The organism is Chryseobacterium sp. S90, assembly GCF_047444895.1.
Taxonomy (GTDB): domain Bacteria; phylum Bacteroidota; class Bacteroidia; order Flavobacteriales; family Weeksellaceae; genus Chryseobacterium.
The window spans coordinates 282530-302787 of record NZ_JBLGCX010000002.1 but is presented as its reverse complement, the minus strand read 5'-3'; the positions used below and the strand labels follow the sequence as shown (position 1 = coordinate 302787).

The 20258-nt window shown below is 36.3% G+C and carries 18 protein-coding genes; 13 read left to right on the top strand and 5 right to left on the bottom strand.

Features of this window, described 5'->3' with window-relative positions; translation table 11 throughout:
- Window positions 1-88: 88 nt before the first annotated feature.
- The 8 genes from ACLMCG_RS09110 (at window position 89) to ACLMCG_RS09075 (ending at window position 8179) form a co-directional block, all read left to right on the top strand.
- A complete protein-coding gene (locus ACLMCG_RS09110; RefSeq protein WP_413960550.1) occupies window positions 89-562 on the top strand; it encodes a DinB family protein in 474 nt (157 codons plus the stop codon).
- Between the two features lie 113 nt (window positions 563-675).
- On the top strand, window positions 676-1425 hold the full coding sequence (rlmB, locus tag ACLMCG_RS09105; protein WP_077418341.1) for a 23S rRNA (guanosine(2251)-2'-O)-methyltransferase RlmB: 750 nt from the start codon (window positions 676-678) through the stop codon (window positions 1423-1425).
- A gap of 2 nt (window positions 1426-1427) precedes the next feature.
- Entirely contained in the window at window positions 1428-2549 is a 1122-nt protein-coding gene (locus tag ACLMCG_RS09100; RefSeq protein WP_413960551.1) for a serine hydrolase domain-containing protein, read from the top strand.
- A 13-nt stretch (window positions 2550-2562) separates the two neighbouring features.
- Entirely contained in the window at window positions 2563-3612 is a 1050-nt protein-coding gene (locus tag ACLMCG_RS09095; RefSeq protein ID WP_413960552.1) for a DUF6263 family protein, read from the top strand.
- Between the two features lie 65 nt (window positions 3613-3677).
- Complete coding sequence (locus ACLMCG_RS09090) at window positions 3678-3908, top strand: hypothetical protein (RefSeq protein ID WP_309421883.1); 231 nt, start codon at window positions 3678-3680, stop codon at window positions 3906-3908.
- Window positions 3909-3939: 31 nt separating this feature from the next.
- Window positions 3940-6480, top strand: coding sequence for a YfhO family protein (locus ACLMCG_RS09085; protein WP_413960553.1), 2541 nt, complete (start codon window positions 3940-3942; stop codon window positions 6478-6480).
- A 54-nt stretch (window positions 6481-6534) separates the two neighbouring features.
- Window positions 6535-6843 carry a GIY-YIG nuclease family protein gene (locus ACLMCG_RS09080; RefSeq protein WP_223599291.1) on the top strand — a complete coding sequence of 103 codons (309 nt, stop codon included), beginning with the start codon at window positions 6535-6537 and terminating at the stop codon, window positions 6841-6843.
- 49 nt (window positions 6844-6892) lie between these two features.
- Complete coding sequence (locus ACLMCG_RS09075; protein WP_413960554.1) at window positions 6893-8179, top strand: glycosyl transferase family 1; 1287 nt, start codon at window positions 6893-6895, stop codon at window positions 8177-8179.
- Window positions 8180-8249: 70 nt separating this feature from the next.
- Here the strand turns inward: ACLMCG_RS09075 and ACLMCG_RS09070 are convergent, their stop codons facing one another.
- Window positions 8250-8891 carry a hypothetical protein gene (locus ACLMCG_RS09070; protein WP_413960555.1) on the bottom strand — a complete coding sequence of 214 codons (642 nt, stop codon included), beginning with the start codon at window positions 8889-8891 and terminating at the stop codon, window positions 8250-8252.
- A 131-nt stretch (window positions 8892-9022) separates the two neighbouring features.
- Between ACLMCG_RS09070 and ACLMCG_RS09065 the strand changes: the two genes are divergently transcribed.
- Window positions 9023-9991, top strand: coding sequence for a YpdA family putative bacillithiol disulfide reductase (locus tag ACLMCG_RS09065; RefSeq protein WP_413960556.1), 969 nt, complete (start codon window positions 9023-9025; stop codon window positions 9989-9991).
- A gap of 81 nt (window positions 9992-10072) precedes the next feature.
- On the opposite strand, the gene ACLMCG_RS09060 is transcribed toward ACLMCG_RS09065, so the two are convergent.
- A complete protein-coding gene (locus tag ACLMCG_RS09060; protein ID WP_413960631.1) occupies window positions 10073-11254 on the bottom strand; it encodes an MFS transporter in 1182 nt (393 codons plus the stop codon).
- 297 nt (window positions 11255-11551) lie between these two features.
- Between ACLMCG_RS09060 and ACLMCG_RS09055 the strand changes: the two genes are divergently transcribed.
- Window positions 11552-12430 carry a helix-turn-helix domain-containing protein gene (locus tag ACLMCG_RS09055; protein WP_413960557.1) on the top strand — a complete coding sequence of 293 codons (879 nt, stop codon included), beginning with the start codon at window positions 11552-11554 and terminating at the stop codon, window positions 12428-12430.
- Between the two features lie 89 nt (window positions 12431-12519).
- Entirely contained in the window at window positions 12520-14460 is a 1941-nt protein-coding gene (locus ACLMCG_RS09050) for an oleate hydratase (RefSeq protein ID WP_413960558.1), read from the top strand.
- Window positions 14461-14600: 140 nt separating this feature from the next.
- Here ACLMCG_RS09050 and ACLMCG_RS09045 read toward each other — a convergent pair whose 3' ends face one another.
- Window positions 14601-16271 carry a glutamine--tRNA ligase/YqeY domain fusion protein gene (locus tag ACLMCG_RS09045; RefSeq protein ID WP_223599285.1) on the bottom strand — a complete coding sequence of 557 codons (1671 nt, stop codon included), beginning with the start codon at window positions 16269-16271 and terminating at the stop codon, window positions 14601-14603.
- Window positions 16272-16423: 152 nt separating this feature from the next.
- Here ACLMCG_RS09045 and ACLMCG_RS09040 point away from each other — a divergent pair, with 152 nt between their 5' ends.
- Together ACLMCG_RS09040 and ACLMCG_RS09035 are read left to right on the top strand one after the other, a co-directional pair.
- Window positions 16424-17554 (top strand): alpha/beta hydrolase, encoded by a 1131-nt coding sequence (locus ACLMCG_RS09040; RefSeq protein ID WP_413960559.1) that lies wholly within the window; start codon window positions 16424-16426, stop codon window positions 17552-17554.
- A gap of 447 nt (window positions 17555-18001) precedes the next feature.
- Window positions 18002-18169 carry a bacteriocin-like protein gene (locus tag ACLMCG_RS09035; protein WP_156118473.1) on the top strand — a complete coding sequence of 56 codons (168 nt, stop codon included), beginning with the start codon at window positions 18002-18004 and terminating at the stop codon, window positions 18167-18169.
- Window positions 18170-18177: 8 nt separating this feature from the next.
- Here the strand turns inward: ACLMCG_RS09035 and menC are convergent, their stop codons facing one another.
- On the bottom strand, window positions 18178-19188 hold the full coding sequence (gene menC, locus ACLMCG_RS09030; protein ID WP_413960560.1) for an o-succinylbenzoate synthase: 1011 nt from the start codon (window positions 19186-19188) through the stop codon (window positions 18178-18180).
- Entirely contained in the window at window positions 19189-20205 is a 1017-nt protein-coding gene (fbp, locus tag ACLMCG_RS09025; protein ID WP_413960561.1) for a class 1 fructose-bisphosphatase, read from the bottom strand.
- Window positions 20206-20258 lie beyond the last annotated feature (53 nt).

Sequence of the window (20258 nt, the reverse complement as noted above, 5' to 3'; positions counted from 1 at the left end):
TTAAAAAATTTTAACTTCAATCCTTTACCCAAAAAAATTGTCATTTCCAGTTTATTAAACTATTTTTGGTGATTAAAAATTTTGCAAAATGAATTATCATTTTCAAGCGCACAGACAGGTAAGAAAGAACCTTTTAGACATCCTTCAGAACACATCTCATGAAGATCTGATTCTGATTCCGGATGGTTTCAACAATAATATGTACTGGAATATTGCCCATACTGTTGCTACACAGCAGCTTTTGCACTATTACTTAAGCGGAAATCCTTTCCGTATTGACAAATATTGGATCGAAACTTACAAAAAAGGTACTTTACCGAATTTAAATGTCCAGAAGTCGGAAGTGGAAGATTTAGAATTTTTACTTACGGAAACTTCAAAGATTTTAATGAAGGATTATGACAGTGATTTCTTCTCAGACTACACTCCTTACACAACAAGTTTCGGAATGGATCTGAAAAGCATCCAGGATGCCATCATCTTCAACAATATGCATGAAAGCCTTCACTACGGATATGTGATGGCACAGAAAAGAGCAATTTTAGGAGAGAAAGGAAGATAGTGAATCTTGCTGCGCAAGTCAATGGTCAAATGTGAATATATACACATAACAATTGACTTACAGCGTAAAATTCACAATTGACAATTCACTCTATAACTATATAATAAATTTCAATGAAAGACGATTTTATTTTCGGGCTGCGTCCCGTGATTGAAGCAATTGAAGCGGGAAAAACGATTGACAAGGTCTTTGTGCAGAATGCACTTCAAGGTCCTATTTATGCTGAACTAAAAGCAATTTTAGCGAAAAATAAAATCCGTCCCAATTATGTTCCGGTTGAAAAACTGAACCGTTTTACAAGAAAAAATCACCAGGGTGTGGTTGCTTTTATTTCGGATGTACCGTTTCATAAAGTGGAGGATATTGTTCCACAGTTATTTGAACAGGGAAAAACGCCTTTTCTTTTGATTCTGGACAGACTTACCGATGTAAGAAACTTTGGTGCAATCTGCAGAACGGCAGAATGTGTAGGGGTTGATGCTATAATCATTCCGGAAAAGGGCGCTGCTCCTATTAATTCTGATGCTATAAAAACCTCTGCAGGTGCCATTTACAATATTAAAATATGTAAAGAAAATAATCTGGCTCATGCTGTGGATTTCCTTCAGCAAAGCGGAATTTCGGTGTATGCTGCCAGTGAAAAAGCTCAGAAATTAATTTATGATGTCAACCTTACAGAGCCATGTGCTATTGTTATGGGGAACGAAGAAACCGGAATTTCTAAAGAAGTCCTTCACCATGCTGACGAAAAAATAAAGCTTCCTATTGAAGGAAAAACACAGTCTCTGAATGTTTCTGTAGCATGTGGAGCGATTTTGTATGAAGCGGTGAGACAGAAAATGACTGCTATACCAAATCCTTAAACATGAAAATAAAATCGCTTTTACCATTATTTTTTGTCCCATTTGCATTAGGTGCACAGACAAAAAATATTGCAACCGACAATCACCTTACCACTGAGCTTGATAAAATAGTTCAGAAGGAAGCACTCACTTATATGCAGAATCCTGCACGTGTAGGACTTTCGATAGGTGTTTTTAAAGATGGTAAAAGTTATTTTTATAATTATGGAACAACGGAAATCGGAAAATCAGAACTTCCGACCTCTAAAAGCGTTTACGAGATCGCATCCATCAGTAAGACATTTACCGGAACACTTCTGGCTCATGCCTTAACAGATGGTAAGATTAAAATGGATGATGATATCCGGAAATATCTTGACGGGAATTTTCCTAATCTTGAATTTGAAAAGCACCCGATAACAATCGATAATCTTACCAATCATTCATCAGGATTACCTCAATTCTTACCAGATCAGTCTGAAACATTCAAAAAACCAATGGACTCTGTTGCCATGGCATTAGCTGATTTTTATAAAAACTACTCAAAAAAGAAGTTTTATGAAGATCTTCATCAGGCAAAAATAGATTTTGTACCCGGAACAGATTATAAATATTCCAATGTGGGTACGCAGATTGCCGGAGATATCCTGGAAAAAGTGTATCATAAAAGCTATGAAGACTTACTTTCAGAGTATATTACAAAACCTCTGAAAATGAGCCAGACCATTATTGGTACGAATTCTGCACAGCTATTGACTCGCTATAATGAAAAAGGAAAGGTAATGCCCAGAAACTTCACAACCATTATGGCTCCTGCAGGCGGGATTCTCTCTACAACAGGAGATCTGGTGAAATACATACAGTATCATTTGGATGAAAACAATACCTATGTAAAAAGATCACATACTCCTCTTGTAAAAAATGAAGGAGATGCAATCGGACTGTACTGGAGATTGCATACCAATGAAGACGGAACTCAAATGGTTTTTCATACAGGAGGTACATTTGGTTTTTCAAGCGTGCTTCAGGTACATCCGTCAAAAAACATGGGAGTGGTTATATTATCCAATGAATCAGATGGGGAATCCCAAGGGAAATTGTATGATATTGCAGACAATATATTAAGAAATAGTAGTAAAAAATAAAGTTAAAAATCAAATGAAGAACATTGCAGCGCTTGCGCTTATATCATCGATAGCTCTTGTATCTTGTAAAAAAGAAACAGCAAAAATAACGAAAGTAGATCCTAAAACAGGGAAAACGGTAACCGTAGAAGTTCCTGCTGATTCTGTAGCAAAAGTTGCAGAAAATCCGGCTATCAAAGATTCTGCAGGAGTTATTAAACAGACTTTTAAACTTGAAAAAGGGAAAACGTATCCTCTTACCACTTATCAGAGAGATGTAAAAACAATGACGGATCCTCAGGGAAAATCCATCACTGCAACCAGCGAATCTACGGATGAAATGAACTTCGTCGTTAATGATATTAAAGGGGATGTATACGAAATGACCCTTAATCTTGTAGCGAAAAGAAATTCTCAATCTGCACAGGGAAAAACAGTAGTGGTAGATACCAAGCTTGCTCTTCCTAAAGAAGATGATCTTAAAATGATCTGGAATGTAAACAAAGCACTTACCGGAAACAAACTTGCCATGAAAATGGATACAAAAGGTAACGTAATCTCTATCACAGGATTTGATGCTGTTTATACAAAAGTTTCCAATGCAGTGGGAACTCTTATCAAAGATGCCAATCAAAAGGCAAGTGTTGTAGCAAGCCTTAAAGAATCATTCAATGAAAAGGTATTAAAAGACCAATTCCATAAAAACCTGATGATTATTCCTAAAAAAGGAGTTAAAATTGGTGAAAAATGGTCTACTTCCGAAAATGCAGACGCTAGCGGGGCTGTAAAAGTAACCTCCAATTATGTAATGAAAAGCTTAGGAAACGGAGCTGCAGAAATTGCGGTAAGCGGAGGTATTCCTAAGAAAACTGAAAAGAAAGCTCAGGGACCAATTACACACAGCCTGAGCAGTGAACTGGTTCAGAACGGAACCATTAAGTTTGACGAAAGCACAGGATGGATTACCAATCAGAATATCAACGTAAAAACGACGCAGATAGAAACCATTTCAGATGGAAAACAGTCTCAGTCTATGAAGAGCGTTTCCAATTCTTCGGTAATGGTAAACCCATCTGCTAAATAACTGAATTAAATGCATTCAGGGTTTACCCTTTAAAGAGTAAACCCTGAACTTTAAATTTTAACATTATGAAGTACATTCTTGAGTTAGTACTCACTGCCATTATTATTTTCTTTGTCTGGAATATCCTGAAAAGGATTTTTTTTAAGACATTTTATAGTTACCGTTTTAATAACAATAATCAAAACAACGGGCAGCAGGACATACACAACTCGAATAAGAATAACAAACAGAACCTTAAATGGGATGCAGAAACTGTAGACTATGAAGAGGTAAAAGAGAGTAAGGACAAAAGGTAAACATTCCAAGAAATAAAAGATAATAACCAGCATGGCAAAAAATAAAAACTTCATTTATATTGCAGCTTCATTAGTAGTATTTATAGTTTTAGCATTTTTATATTCCACCCCTGTATTAACAGGAAAACAACTTTTCCAGCACGATATTGTGCAATACAGAGGAGGAGCGAAAGAACTGCTCGACTATAGAGCGAATACCGGAAATGAAACCTATTGGAGTGACTCCATGTTTGGAGGAATGCCGACTTATCAGATGGGAAGCCAGTTTAAAGGGGATATCATCAAGAAAATCGACAGCAATCTGAATTTCCTGCCAAGACCTGTCAATTATCTTTTTCTTCTGTTTGCAGGTTTTTTCCTTTTGGGAATGGTAGTAGCCAGAAACTGGAAGTATGCGCTTTTAGGAGCTACTTTCTTCGGACTTTCCACCTATTTTTATATCATTATTGCAGCCGGGCACAATGGTAAAGTAAACACCATTGAGTATTTTGCACCGCTGTTAGCCGGAATTTTACTGGTTTATATCAGAAAACAATACATCTGGGGATTCATTGTTACTACCCTTTTTATGGGGCTTCAGATCGCAGCCAATCACCCGCAGATGACGTATTATCTGTTCCTTGCACTAGGATTTTTATTCTTATCTGAACTGATCAGAGCAATACAGAAAAAAACACCGATGAAGCATTTCCTTATTTCATCAGGAATTATTGCAGCATCATGCATCATCGGAGTTGGAATGAATTCACAAAGAATCATGGCTAATTCTGAATATGTAAAAGAAACAGTTCGTGGAAAACAGATCTTAGATAACGACAGCCATACTTCAGGAAAATCCGGAATGGATAAAGAAAGTATGCTGATGTGGAGCTATGGACAGCTTGAAACTTTAAACCTTTTCATTCCAAGATTGATGGGTGGCGGAAGTCAGGAACCGGAAGGAAAAGAAATGATGAACAGAGTTCAGGAACTGGTTCAGGAAAATGTAGGTTCACAGGCGGAAATGGACAGAATCTCTAAAGGCTTCAGCGGAATGACGTACTGGGGAGATCAGCCGGGGACTTCAGGACCTGCTTATCAGGGAGCCATTGTATGTTTCCTTGCTTTATTAGGATTCTTCTTTGCCGGAAAAAAATACCGTTACTGGATCTTAGGCGCTTCTATCCTGACTATTTTACTGGCTTGGGGAAGCAACTTTATGCCATTATCTGACTTCTTTATCGATTATGTTCCGTTTTATAATAAATTCAGAGCACCTTCTTCAATTTTGGTTGTAGTGGAATTATTATTCCCTCTAATTGCCATTCTGGGATTATACAGATTCTTCACAGATGAAAAACTTACTGAAGAATATAAGCAGAAAATCCTTATGTATGTTGGAGGTGGAACTTTAGGATTTTTATTAATTCTTCTGATCTTCGGAAAATCATTACTAGGTTTTTCTACAGAAGGCGAAAAGACTTACTTCCCTCCCTTCCTACTGGATTATCTTGTAGATGAAAGATATAAACTGTTCAGAATAGATGCTATAAAAGCGTTCATTTATGTAGCCATTACTGCAGCAGCGTTATTCTTAACTTTAAAGAAAAAGCTTAATCAGAATATTGCTTTGGTAATAATTGGAATTGTAAGTTTATTTGATCTGTGGACTGTAAACAAACGTTATCTGAATGACGAAAACTACGTAGATAAAATCTTTGCTGAAAATCCTTTCCAAACAGAAAGTTCAGATCTGCTGGCTGAAAAAGTTCAGGGAAATCCCAATCTGGAATCCATTTTATCCAATGTCAATATCAACAAAACATTGGAAACAATTGCTGAAAAAGACAAGACACACTACAGAATTTACAACCAGACGCTGGGTGTGACAAGTGAAACCAATACCTCTTATTTTAAAGCATCAATTGGTGGTTACCACGCAGTAAAACTAAGAAGATATGATGATGTTCTGAATGAATACATCAATAATGTAGACAGTGTAAAAACACCTAATATTTTAAACTTATTAAATGCCAAGTATATGGTTTTCGGAGGACCTGAGCAGCCACAGGTTGTTCCTAATCCAAAAGCCAACGGAAATGCATGGTTTGTAAGTGATTTAAAGTTTGTAAATACTCCTAATCAGGAAATTAAATCCATCGGGACTATTGACAACAAGAAAACAGCAGTTATTGCATCATCCGATAAATCATATTTTGATAACAAACTAGTTCAGGCTGACTCCACAGCATTTATCAATCTTACGAAATACCAGCCGAACGAACTTGAATTTAAATCTCAGTCGAAGACGCCTCAATTAGCAGTATTCTCCGAAGTTTATTATCCTCACGGATGGAAAGTTCTGGTAGATGAGAAAGAGGTTCCTTATGTGAAAGCAGATTACTTGCTTCGTGCAGTGCATGTACCGGCAGGAAGCCACCATATCAGAATGGTATTTGAGCCTGAAGTAATTGAAAAAGGAAAATGGCTTTCTCTGCTGTCATTCGGTTTATTCATCCTGTTGTCAGCATTTGGAATTTTCTGGATGAATAAAAACAAGAAAAAAGAAATTTTGGCTGAACAAACAGTTTAAAAAATATTGCACAATGTCATTCTGAATGAAGCGAAGCGTAATGAAGAATCTCAAATGAAAACGTTAGGTACTCATAATTACTATGTCTATATACTGACTAATAAAATAAAGACAGTATTGTATACAGGAGTTACCAACGATTTGAAGAACAGATTATACTGGCATAAAAATCCAGAAGCTATTGAAAAGAGTTTCACTTCAAAATACAAATGTTTTTATTTAATATATTTTGAACATTTTGGTGACATTGAGACAGCAATAAATAGAGAGAAACAAATAAAAGGCTGGACCAGACAAAAGAAAGAAAACTTAATTAAAGAATTCAATCCAGATTGGAAATTTCTCAATGAAGATATAGAGTGAGATTCTTCACTGCGCTCCGCTTCATTCAGAATGACATAGAAATTAAAAAATGGAACAGAAGAAAATATTGATTATCACCTATTACTGGCCTCCTGCGGGAGGTCCTGGTGTTCAAAGATGGCTGAAGTTTGCAAAATATCTGCCGGATTTCGGATGGAAACCTATCATTTATACTCCGGAAAATCCAAGCTATCCTTTGCTGGACGAAACGCTGATGAAAGATGTTCCTGAAAATATTGAGATGGTAAAAACCAGGATCTGGGAACCTTATCAATTGGCTGAAAAACTGAATAAAAGCAATAAAAAATTTAAAGCAGGGCAGTTTGATGTAGGAAAAAATCAAAGCTGGAAATCCAAACTTTCGATCTGGGTAAGAGGTAACTTTTTTATTCCTGATGCCAGAGTTTTTTGGGTAAAACCTTCCGTTAAGTTTCTGGAAAAATACCTGAAAGAAAATAAAATAGATACGATTGTAACCTCTGGTCCACCCCACTCGCTTCATCTGATTGGTTTAGGACTTAAAAATAAAATACCTGATCTGAAATGGATTGCCGATTTCCGTGATCCATGGACAGAAATTTCCTATTACAAACATCTGAAACTAACCAAAAGTTCAGATAAAAAACACCGTCAGCTTGAAGGTGCTGTATTTAAAAATGCGGATATCACTCTGGCTACAAGTTATACCGATGCAGAAAACTTCCGGAAAGCAGGAGCCAATGCGGTTTGCATTACGAACGGATTTGATGAAAGTGATTCTGATAAAAGTGTAACAGGGCAAATGAGCAGTGCATTTACTCTAAGTTATATCGGTGTTTTGGAGCAACTCAGAAATCCTGAAAATCTTTGGAAAGCACTTGATGAACTGGTTAAGGAAAATATTGAATTTGCAACTGATTTTAAATTGAAATTTGTAGGAAGAATAGATGATAAAATCCTGCAGTCTATCGAAAATTCAAGCCTGAAAAATCATATCCAGAACCTTGGATATCTTGCACACGGAAAAGCTGTGGAGGAAATGCAGAACTCAGATTTGCTTCTCATTACCAATTTCCCGAATGAATCTTCAAAAGGAATAATTCCCGGAAAAATATTTGAATATCTGGCTTCAGGAAAACAGATTCTGTCATTCGGTCCGGATAAAGCTGATGTAGCGAAAATTCTGGATGAAACCCAGGCAGGAAAACATTTCAGCTATCAGGATACAGAAACCGTCAAGAAGTTTATTCTTGAAAAATTTATCCTTTGGAAAAACGGAAATCTTCTCGAAAACACTCAGCATATTGAACAGTTCTCAAGAAAAAACCTAACCCGTCAACTGACTGAAATTTTATAATATAAAGAAAGGAAGTTAGAGGCTGGAAGCTGGAAGTTTACATGCCACTTCAACTTCTAACTTCTAACTTTTAAATTGTCCATTGGTCATTTACCACAGCAATCAGATAATATTTCCCCTGAAATTCTTCAAATACAAAACGGAGTGTTTTCCAATCCATTTCGCCATTTTTTTCGGTTCCTTTGATGTAGTTTTCGGTGAAGTCATCTTTAGGATAAATTTCCTTTAAATTATTCAGAGAATTACCTCCGCCAATGAATTTATTCAGTGAATATTGAGATGCGGTAAAGTCTTTAGAAAAAACCCATTTACCAAGATAATCATTAACCGTTGCCTTATAAGGATCTCCAGAGCCGTCATGTGCTCCCCAGGTAAACAACGTTTTGGTAGGCTGATATTTTTCAAAATCTGCTTTAGAAAAATGCTTGTCTCCTTTTATATCCACAAAAGCATACATCGAAAAACGAATTCCTTTTTCAGGGTGGATCAAGGATGCAAAACTGGTATAATCTTTATTTTTCAGAGCTTTCAAAACTTCATCATTGGTCTGCTTCAAAACTGCTTCTTTATTCACAATATTCTGAACGGTACCCGCACTGTCTGTTTTATTTTGTGCGATGGAATCTATCATATTGGGAACGGGTTTTCCAGCCTCTTTCTTACAGGCTACAACAAAACTTAAAACAACCAATGGAATAAGTAATTTTCTCATATCTTTAATTTTGCAATTCATTAAAAACACCAAAACTGATGCCAAGCGGTAAATGATATAAAGAGATAAAGACTATGAGAGTTGATAGGTTATAGCTTCTCATTTTAAAAATTACATCGTACATTTGTTAGATGGAAATGTTCGATATTCTCATTATCGGGGCCGGCCCCATCGGTTTGAACTGTGCCCTTGAAGCAAAAAAAAATAATCTTAGCCATTTAATCATAGAAAAAGGAACCATTGTGAACTCTCTTTACAATTATCCTTTATATATGCGTTTTTTCTCCACTGCGGAAAAACTGGAAATTGACGAAATTCCATTTATTTCAACTGCTCCCAAACCGGGAAGACAAGAAGCGCTGGAATATTATCAGGGAATTGCCAGACAAAAAAATCTTAACATTAATCTGTACGAAAAAGTGCTGGGTGTTTCCAAAAACAATGAGCTATTTGAGATAAAAACAAGCAAAGCAACTTATCTCGCCAAAAACCTGGTGATTGCTACCGGATTTTATGATATCCCCAACCTTATGAATATTCCCGGCGAAAACCTTCCAAAGGTCAAGCATTATTATACCGAACCTTATCCTTATGCAAAACAGAAAATTGTAGTTGTAGGATCAAGTAATTCTGCGGTAGATGCAGCTTTGGAAACTTATAGAAAAGGAGCTGAAGTAACCATGATTGTTCTTCATTCCGAAATTTCCAAAAGTGTAAAATACTGGGTAAAACCGGATATAGAAAACAGAATTGCAGAAGGCAGTATTAAGGCTCATTTTAATGCTGAAATGATCGAGATTAAAGAAAACACGGTTGTTTTTAAAGATGAGAAAGGAGAAATTCACGAAATTGATAATGATTTTGTGCTGGCCATGACGGGGTATCTTCCTGATTTTAATTTTCTGAGAAACTCAGGTATTGAACTCAACGGAGACTGCCTGAATCCATTCTATAATCCTGAAACGATGGAAACCAATGTTCCGAACCTTTATCTTGCAGGAGTGGTGTGTGGAGGAAAAGATACTCATCTCTGGTTTATTGAAAACTCAAGAATTCATGCCAGTATGATTGTCAATACTATTCTTTCGAGATCTAAATAGTAAACAACTCATATATAACAAAAGCTTCGGGCAATTTCGTAGAAATTGCCCGAAGCTTTATTTTTTAAACTGACTCAATACTTACATCATTTCTCCTTCCGCTTTATTCTTATCCTCAAGCATCCATGGAATGATAAAGTAAAAACCGATAGCAATAGCCGTTGCCAGTACTCCTGTTCCAATCCATAATGTATTAAATCCTAATTTCTCGGCAATCAGTGTTCCGATATAAGGAGTAACGATAAATGCAATGGAGAATGACATTCCATTCAATCCCATATAAGCACCTTTATTATTCTCTCCTGAACGCAATGCTGTAATGGTTGACATAAAAGGCAGTGTCCATATTTCTCCCACACAAAGTAATGTCATAGAGAGCACAAGAGTAATCATACTATAATCGAAAGCCAGCATTACATAAGAAATTCCACAAAGGAAAGTTCCGATAAGCATGGTAAAAGCTAAAGTAAAATACTTCTCCGCAATCTGTACCAGTCCCATTTCAAGCAATACAATCAGAAAACCGCTATATCCGAGAATATATCCGATATTTTGCTGACTCATATGTGCCGTATCTTTATAAAATATGGTCAGCGTACTGAACAACTGGAAAAAACATATTGAAAATAGCATACAGAATATACAGTAAATCAAAAATTTACCATCCCGATATGGAGAACTTTCTTTTTTAATAACAATGGCTTCTTTTACCTTTTTTGCCTGCTGTTTAGCTAATCTTGCACGGTCTTTAAAAAACCAGATATACATCAGCCCTGCCAGCAAAGCAGCCAGTGCATTACTGAAAAACAGAAATTCATATGAAATAGCAGATAAAATACCTCCTAATGCGGGCCCAATAGAAAATCCAAGATTTACAGCCATACGGTTCAGCGAAAAGGCTCTGGTGATATTTTCAGGTTTTGCATATTTGGTAATCGCCACTGAGTTTGCCGGACGAAAAGTTTCACTTACAATACTTTGAGCCAGAATAATTCCTGCCAATCCTGCTTCCGTTGTGAAAAGCGGAATTAAACAAAATAAAGGAACACTGAGGAGTAAGCTCAGACTTTGTACCCTATATTCCCCTATTTTATCAGTAATCATCCCTCCCAGCCATGATCCGATCACCGAACCAATTCCAAAAAAGCTCAGTACAATTCCTGAATTTTCAATACTGAAATGTAAATGATTAGTCATGTAAACTCCCAGAAACGGAAGTACCATAGAACCAGCCCTGTTGATGAGCATTACCAACGCCAGCATCCAACTCTCCTGCGAGAGCCCTTTAAAAGAACTTGTATATACGTTAATTAGTCTCACAATAATATTTTGGGGAAATTTGAAAGTGCAAAATTAGATAAAAATAACCCAAAAGCCTTTATTTAGACCTTTTTTTATAAATAACCTCCATAAAAACAGACTACCTGCCATATCCTAAAAAAGTTTTTTTTACTACATAAAACTTAAAAGCTTTTATAAAAACCGTAAATTGCAGTAGCAACAGAAGTTTTAAACTAAAACCACTTAAAAACACAATAAAAATTTAACCAATACGTAAGAATGGTAACCTATGAAAATTTACATGATACGCTATCCTTTTACAGTATTGACTGCCGGCAATCTTACTATATTTCTTCCGGAAAACCTATTTTTGAGTTTCCTGAAGCTCCTTTCAGAATGGATTATTATGCGCTATGCATCTGTACTGCAGGAGAAATCAATATTGAGATAGACCGTCAGAAATATAAAGTAGATGCACACAGTTTTCTTATGGCTGCCCCTTCCACTATTGTAAAGTTTGGAAAGACCAGTGACGACTTCACTATGAAACTGCTGTTTTTTGACAAAAATTTTCTGATTAAAAATATTTCCAATCCCTTTATCATTGAAAAAATGAATCTGTTCTCCAAAGGGTCTTACAGTATTATAAAAACCACTTCAAAAAATTCTTCATTACTCCAGAACCTTCTGGATTATCTTGAAAAAAAATCGAAGAAGCAGGGTAAATTTACAGAAGAGATTATCCGGACCATTATTTTCAATCTGCTGTTGGAAACCGCTGAGATTATGGAACAGGAGAATTCTTCAACTCCGGGAAAAGAGGATGGAAAAAAAGACCTTTATCTGAAATTCAGTAAACTGATCAGGGAAAATATCCGACAGGAGAGAACGGTTCAGTTTTATGCGGATCAGCTGCATGTTTCTAATAAATATCTTATAGAAATTATTAAAAAATCAAGTGGAAAAACACCTCATGAGGTTATTGATGAAACATTGCTGAAAGAAGCTTACGTCATGCTTGGGAATTCTGATATTACAATTTCAGAGATCGCATTTGAACTTCAGTTTAATTCAGCTTCTGCGTTCGGACGTTTTTTCAAAAAACATACTGCCCTCTCTCCTTCAGAGTATAGAAATAAAGAAAATATTCAGTCATGAGAATTTGGGGATAATAATTCTGAAATTGGGGATATATATCGCTTTTTGAATAGAGGTACCTTTATACTGTTAATTAAAAACAATAAAAGATGAGTACGATCAATTCAAAATTCGACAACGTTTTAAATGCCTCTGACCAGTTTGGAAAAGTAAACCACGAACCGGATTCAAGTAAAGAAGTTCAGATTAACACTCCTGAAAAAACAATGCCTTTCTCCGACCAGATCGGAAATTATCAACGTAATAAAGGAATTCCTTTACAGTCTTATGAAAACAGTAAAATCTATATTGTAGGAAGCGGAATTGCCGGAATGTCGGCAGCTTACTATTTCATCCGTGACGGACGTGTTCCGGGCAAAAACATTATTTTCCTCGATCAGCTAAATGTTGAAGGCGGATCTCTGGATGGCGCCGGTAATGCAAAAGACGGCTATATTATCCGTGGGGGAAGGGAAATGGACATGACCTATGAAAATCTGTGGGATATGTTCCAGGATATTCCCGCTCTGGAATTGCCTGCACCTTACAGTGTACTGGATGAATACCGTCTTATTAATGACAACGACCCGAATTATTCTAAAGCAAGGTTAATTCATAACCAGGGACAGATCAAGGATTTCAGCAAATTCGGACTTGAGAAAAAGGATCAGCTGGCCATTGTAAAACTGCTGTTGAAGAAAAAAGAAGAGCTTGATGATCTTACGATTGAAGATTATTTTGCAGAATCCTTCCTGAACAGTAATTTCTGGTTCTTCTGGCGTTCTATGTTTGCCTTTGAAAACTGGCACAGCTTACTGGAACTGAAACTTTATATGCACAGATTCCTTCATGCGATTGACGGAATGAAAGACTTTTCATGTCTTGTGTTTCCTAAATACAACCAGTATGATACCTATGTAACTCCATTAAAAAACTTCCTGGTTGAAAAAGGAGTGCAAATCCAGTTTAATACTTTGGTAAAAGATCTTGACATCCATATCAATACAGAAGGAAAAACAGTAGAAGGAATTATTACTGAACAAAACGGAGAGGAAGTAAGAATACCGATTGGTAAAGATGATTATGTTATTGTGACAACCGGATCTATGACAGAAAGTACTTTTTACGGAGACAACAATACCGTTCCTGAAGTTACTATAGACAACAGCAGTGCAGGACAAAGCGCAGGCTGGAAACTGTGGAAAAATCTTGCTGCGAAATCTGAAGTTTTCGGGAAACCTGAAAAATTCTGTAGTCACATTGAAAAATCTTCATGGGAATCTGCGACTTTAACGTGCCGTCCTTCCGCATTTACCGAGAAACTGAAAGAAATGTGTGTGAATGATCCTTATTCCGGAAGAACTGCTACAGGAGGAATCATTACGATTACAGACTCTAACTGGGTAATGAGTTTTACCTGCAACAGACAGCCTCACTTCCCAACCCAGCCGGATGATATATTGGTGGTATGGGTATATGCCTTACTGATGGATAAAGAAGGTAATTATATCAAAAAAACAATGCCTCAATGTACCGGAAATGAGATTCTTTCCGAGCTATGTTATCACTTAGGAATAACAGATCAGCTGGATAACGTGTTAGAAAATACAATTGTACGTACAGCATTTATGCCTTATATCACTTCTATGTTTATGCCGAGAGCGCAGGGAGACCGTCCGAGAGTAGTTCCTGAAGGATGTACCAACTTAGGTCTTGTAGGACAGTTTGTAGAGACCAATAATGATGTTGTATTCACTATGGAAAGTTCTGTGAGAACAGCAAGAATAGCCGTTTACAAACTTCTGAATCTTAACAAACAGGTTCCGGACATCAATCCGTTACAGTATGATATCCGACATTTACTGAAAGCTACCCAGGCTCTAAATGACTACAAACCTTTCTTAGGAGAAGGTATTATAAGAAAAGTATTAAAAGGAACTTATTTTGAACATATTCTGGTCAACCGTCCTGAAGAGAAAGAAGAACACGAATCTTTCATCATGGAACAGGTAGGCAGATTCCAGGAATGGGTCAAAGGGGTGAAGGGATAGTGAATTTGTTAGAAAATATAAACTAGCAAAAATCCAACATAAGATTGCTGCTCCTTCAGTTTGTGATGATATTATGTACCAATAAAAGAGCAGGACTTGGATTAAGTCCTGCTCTTTTTATTATCTGTTCCTTACAATTATTAAGGTTTAAAAGAATCTTTCAGTGTTACTGTACGGTTAAATACCATAGTTTCATCTGTAGAATCCTGATCTTTTGTAAAATATCCTATTCTCTGGAACTGAAGAGGCTCACCCACAGCAACATCTTTAAGGCTTGGCTCAACAAAACCTTTCACGGTAGCCATAGATTCAGGGTTGATGAAGTTTAGGAAATCAACATCTTTCTCAGCATCAGGTTGTTCTACTGTAAACAGTTGATTGTAGATTCTTACTTCTACAGGAATTGCATGTTTAGCAGATACCCAGTGTAGAGTTCCTTTTACTTTTCTTAAACTTTCTTCTGTTCCGCTTCCGGATTTACTCTTTTCATCGTAAGTAGCATAGATGGTCGTGATCTCTCCATTCTCATCTTTCTCTACTCTTTCAGCTTTGATGATATAAGCTGATTTCAAACGAACTTCTCCGCCTAATTTCAGTCTGAAGAATTTATTGTTAGCTTCTTCTTTGAAGTCTTCACGCTCAATATATAATTCTCTTGAGAAAGGAACTTCTCTTGTTCCCGCATTTTCCTGCTCTGGATTATTTTCAGTCTCTAACCATTCTTCTTTGTCTTCAGGATAGTTTTCGATCACTAATTTTACAGGATCCACAACAGCCATTACACGTTTTGCGACCTTATTAAGATCTTCACGTACACAGAAGTCCAGCAATTGAATTTCGATAAGATTTTCTCTTTTCGCAACCCCTACTTTATCAATAAAGTTTCTGATGGAAGTTGGAGTAAATCCTTTTCTTCTCATCCCTGAAATAGTAGGCATTCTAGGATCATCCCATCCGGTTACCACCCCTTCTGCTACCAATCTCTGAAGCTTTCTTTTGGAAGTAATCATATAGGAAACGTTCATTCTCGCAAATTCTCTCTGCTTGTTTTTAACCCTTCCTTCTTCATAAACCTGATCTAAATACCAGTTGTATAAAGGTCTGTGATTTTCAAACTCCAAAGAACAAAGCGAGTGTGAAATTTGTTCAATATAATCGGATTCACCATGAGCCCAGTCGTACATCGGATAGATTTTCCATGCAGTACCTGTTCTGTGGTGAGGTTTGTTCAAAATTCTGTACATCACAGGGTCACGCATATTCATGTTTGGCGAAACCATATCGATTTTTGCACGAAGAGACATTGAACCACTTTCAAATTCTCCGTTTTTCATCCTTTCGAATAAATCTAATGATTCTTCAACGGGGCGGTTTCTGTATGGAGATTCAATTCCCGGTTCTGAAGGATTTTTTCTTTGCTCAGTAATCACTTCAGACGGTTGCTCATCTACATAAGCTTTTCCTTCTTTAATTAACTGAACTGCCCAATCGTAAAGCTGCTGGAAGTAATCAGATGCGTACAAAACTTTATCCCATTTGAAACCTAACCATTCAACGTCTTTCATAATAGAATCTACGAATTCCTGCTCTTCTTTCTCAGGGTTCGTATCGTCAAAACGAAGGTTTACAGGAGCATTGTATTTTTCACCCAAACCGAAGTTGATGCAGATAGCTTTTGTGTGCCCTACATGCAGATAACCATTGGGTTCAGGTGGAAAACGGAAACGGATCTGATCTCTTTTCAGACCGTTTGCCATATCATCTTCTATAATTTGCTCAATAAAATTGAGTGATTTTTTTTCTTCTTCCATTAAAGTAGCTTTTATTTTTTAGCAAAAAAAGTTTCACAAAGTTACGGAAAAATAAGCGTTTGTAAAAGTGATAATTTAAAAGCCTTATCCTTTGTATTTCAGTAATTTTCATTAATTTCGGAAAGCTAAAACCATTTAACCAATTAACAATCATGGCCGTTTATATCTTAAGTAACCGGAAGATCGTTCGTCATAAAGGTGAAAGAGTAGATTCTTTTTCCAATGATGAATATTCAATTCCCAATTTCAGGATCGCCAAATGTGATTTTGACAACTACAAAGAACCCACAGCTCAAGCCAAAAAGAAAAAAGATTACACCAACAGGAATATCTTAAACTATAAGTTTTTCTCCGAACCTGAAAAACAGGGTTATGAAGAAGTTTTGGATGTTCTTCTGAGTGAAAAAGGAATTAAAAAATCTCCTCTTACAGCCAATAATCTCGGTGGAACTCAAAGAATGTTCTATGAACTGTACAAAAACATGTCTTCCACTAAAGATAGAAGTGATGTCCTGATATTCATCCACGGTTATCTGTATGATTTTGATGATGAATTAAAGGCTATTCTTGATCTTAAGAAAATATTCATTGATAATCCGGCATCTCCTGTAGAGCATATTTTATTCGTAAGCTGGCCCGCCTCAGGAAGTATTATTCCATTGAGTTATTTTGATGATAAGGCTTCCAGTATCAATTCCGGGACATCTCTGATGAGATTGTTTTATTTCTACACCCAATTTTTAAAAGACATCTTTTCCAACCGGGATCTTGCACCCTGCAATCAAAGAATTCATCTTATGGCTCATTCCCTGGGAAACAGAGTACTTCAAAGCATGTTATATAGTCTTAAAAGGGAAAATATACTCCGTGTTATCGATCAGGTTTTACTGCTGAATGCGGATGTCAGCTATAAAGTATTTGAAGATTCTGAAGATTCTTATAATAAACTGCCATTACTCGCCAACCGAATTTCTATTTACCTGAACAGACAGGACGCGGTTTTGGGAATTTCTCAGTTTACAAAAAATATTCTTACCCCAAGACTTGGTAAAAACGGACCAAGTGATATTAGTGATTACAAAGATATTGTTTCTATTATCGACTGTACATTTGTAAAAGATGACCTTCTGAACAGTTTCAAATATGAAGTGGGAAACCACTGGGGATACCTCTCCAGCTCGCAGGTACAGACCGATATTTTTCAGACTTTAAACGGAATAGACAGAAATCTTATCACCAACCGAACTAGGGATAACGAAAACATTTTCACAATTATTTCTTAATAAGTAATTAAAATAATTCTTAAAAAAAGAACTTTATGTTAAAATTAGCCCGATGCAGCAGTATGGCATAATGATTGCTAATTCATACATTAGGGAATTACAATTTTTAATTATGGGACAGATTAAAAAAAGGTTTTCTGATATATTAAACTATATAAAGAAAGCTATTTTCGTAAAAGATGTGATTTAATTGTGTAACAACCTCTAAATCAACAAAGTATTCGATCCACTACTACCAGGTTTTTCCTACAGACCGGATTAAAAACATTTTAAATATTCTGAACAGGAAGGGATTACTTGTAGAAAAACAGAAATCAATCCAATTCATATTCAATACTATACAAATATTTCAGAGGAATTGTTAAATATTATTAAATAATTCCCCACTTGTTGTATAATTGAAAAAAGTTTTCGACATTTACTTATCAATCAAATAAAATTAATATCATGAAAAATCTAAAGAAAATCAAAAGAGGAGAATTAAAAACGATCAAAGGAGGAAGACCGCCACTTGGATGTAACAGCTGGAATCCGGTTGCGATGTGCTGCAGATCATGGGGGCCTGACTATTGCGGCCAGACCACATGCCCGGATTCACCTCCACCATTATGTTAATTAACTTTTCAGTTATATTTTTTGAACCATAGCAGCTCATTTCTGAGTTCTAGATCGGATTCAAAATTATTTACAAATAAAGCTCCAGTGCCTAAACCTTGAGGCATTGGATTTTTTTTGGTAAATGTATATTGGGCAATGGCATTCAATCCAATATTGCTTTCCAAAGCTGAAGTGATCCACCAACCTATATTTAGAGTCTCTGCAAGAGAAATCCATTCATCCGAACCGGAAAAACCTCCTACCAATGCAGGTTTCAAAATAATATATTGCGGCTGTATTTTTTCTAAAAGTTTTTTCTTTTTTTCAGGATCAATAATTCCAATCAGTTCTTCGTCCAAAGCTATCGGAGTGGGAGTTTTTGCACACAATTCTGCCATATCATCCCAGTTTCCGGCTTTGATAGGCTGTTCAATGGAATGAATATGAAGATCTGCCAATTGCTGTAAAACAGTAACGGCCTCTTCTTTGCTGAATCCTCCATTGGCATCCACACGAAGCTCCAGCTGATCTTTAGAAAATTTCTCTCTTAATTTCTGGAGAATAATATGCTCAGATTCCCAATCGACCCCGATTTTTAATTTAATACAATGAAATCCTTTTTCCAGTTTCTCCTGAATCTGTTCTTCCATGTACCCAACTTCTCCCATCCAGATCAGGCCGTTGATGGTAATCGCTGATTTACCTTCAGTGAATTCGCTTGGAAAATATATACTATCACCATGTTTCAGGTTCTGGACAGCCTGTTCATACCCAAACCAGATGGATGGAAACTCTTTCAGTTCTTCTTCCAAAAAAGATGCATCCTGATTGATATTTTCGCAAAGCCATTTCAGTTTTTCTTCATAGTCGGCTCTGTCATCAAAACTCAGTCCTCTGAAAATAGCACATTCTCCTACTCCTTTTCTTCCGTTTTTCGAAATAGTGAGGATGAAGGTTTCCTTATCAAGCAAAACGCCGCGAGATGTTCCACTCGGGCGTTTAAATTGTAATAAATATTGTAAATAATTTGCGTCCATTTATTTTACACTGTCGATACGCATGAATTCTTCTGCTTTCTCTACCATGTCTATACTTCCACAGAAGAACGGAATTCTCTGGTGAAGTTCTGTAGGTTCTATTTCAAGAATTCTTCTAAACCCGTCAGTTGCTTTTGCTCCTGCCTGTTCTGCAAGGAATGCCATAGGATTACATTCATATAACAGTCTTAATTTACCATTTGGAGCCTGTGAGTAAGAAGGATAGATATAAATTCCTCCTTTCAGCATATTTCTATGAAAATCTGCTACTAAAGAACCGATATATCTTGAAGTATAAGGACGATCTCCTTCTTCCATCTGGCAATATTTAAGGTAATTTTTTACTCCCTGAGGAAATTTGATATAATTTCCTTCGTTGATAGAATAAATTTTACCTGTTTTCGGGAAAGTCATGTTAGGATGAGAAAGATAATATGTTCCTAGAGAAGGATCTAACGTAAATCCGTTTACTCCGTTTCCTGTTGTATAAACAATCATTGTAGAAGAACCGTAAATAACATATCCCGCTGCAATCTGATTGATTCCTTTCTGTAAAAAGTCTTCCAGCTGTACAGGAGTTCCAGGTTCAGTAACTCTTCTGTAGATAGAGAAAATAGTTCCTACTGAAACATTTACATCAATATTGGAAGATCCGTCTAAAGGATCAATCAATACAACATATTTACTTAAATGTCCATTTTCACCACATTTAATATCAATAAAATCATCATTTTCCTCAGACGCAATACCGCAAACAACCTCTCTTTGAGACAAAGCCGTAATAAAAATTTCATTCGCAATCACATCCAATTTCTGCTGTTCTTCACCCTGAATATTCTGCTTTCCGGCAGCTCCTGTAATATCTACAATTCCGGCTTTATTTACTTCTCTGTTTACCACTTTCGAAGCCAATCTTATTGCGCTCAGAAGACGAGAAAATTCACCTGTAGAATATTGAAAATCGTCCTGTTTATCTATAAGAAATTCTCCTAAAGTCTGTAATGGTTGATTTGACATATTTTTCTTTTTACGTTTTGCCCAAATTTCGGAAAATTTATCGCATTAAGAAA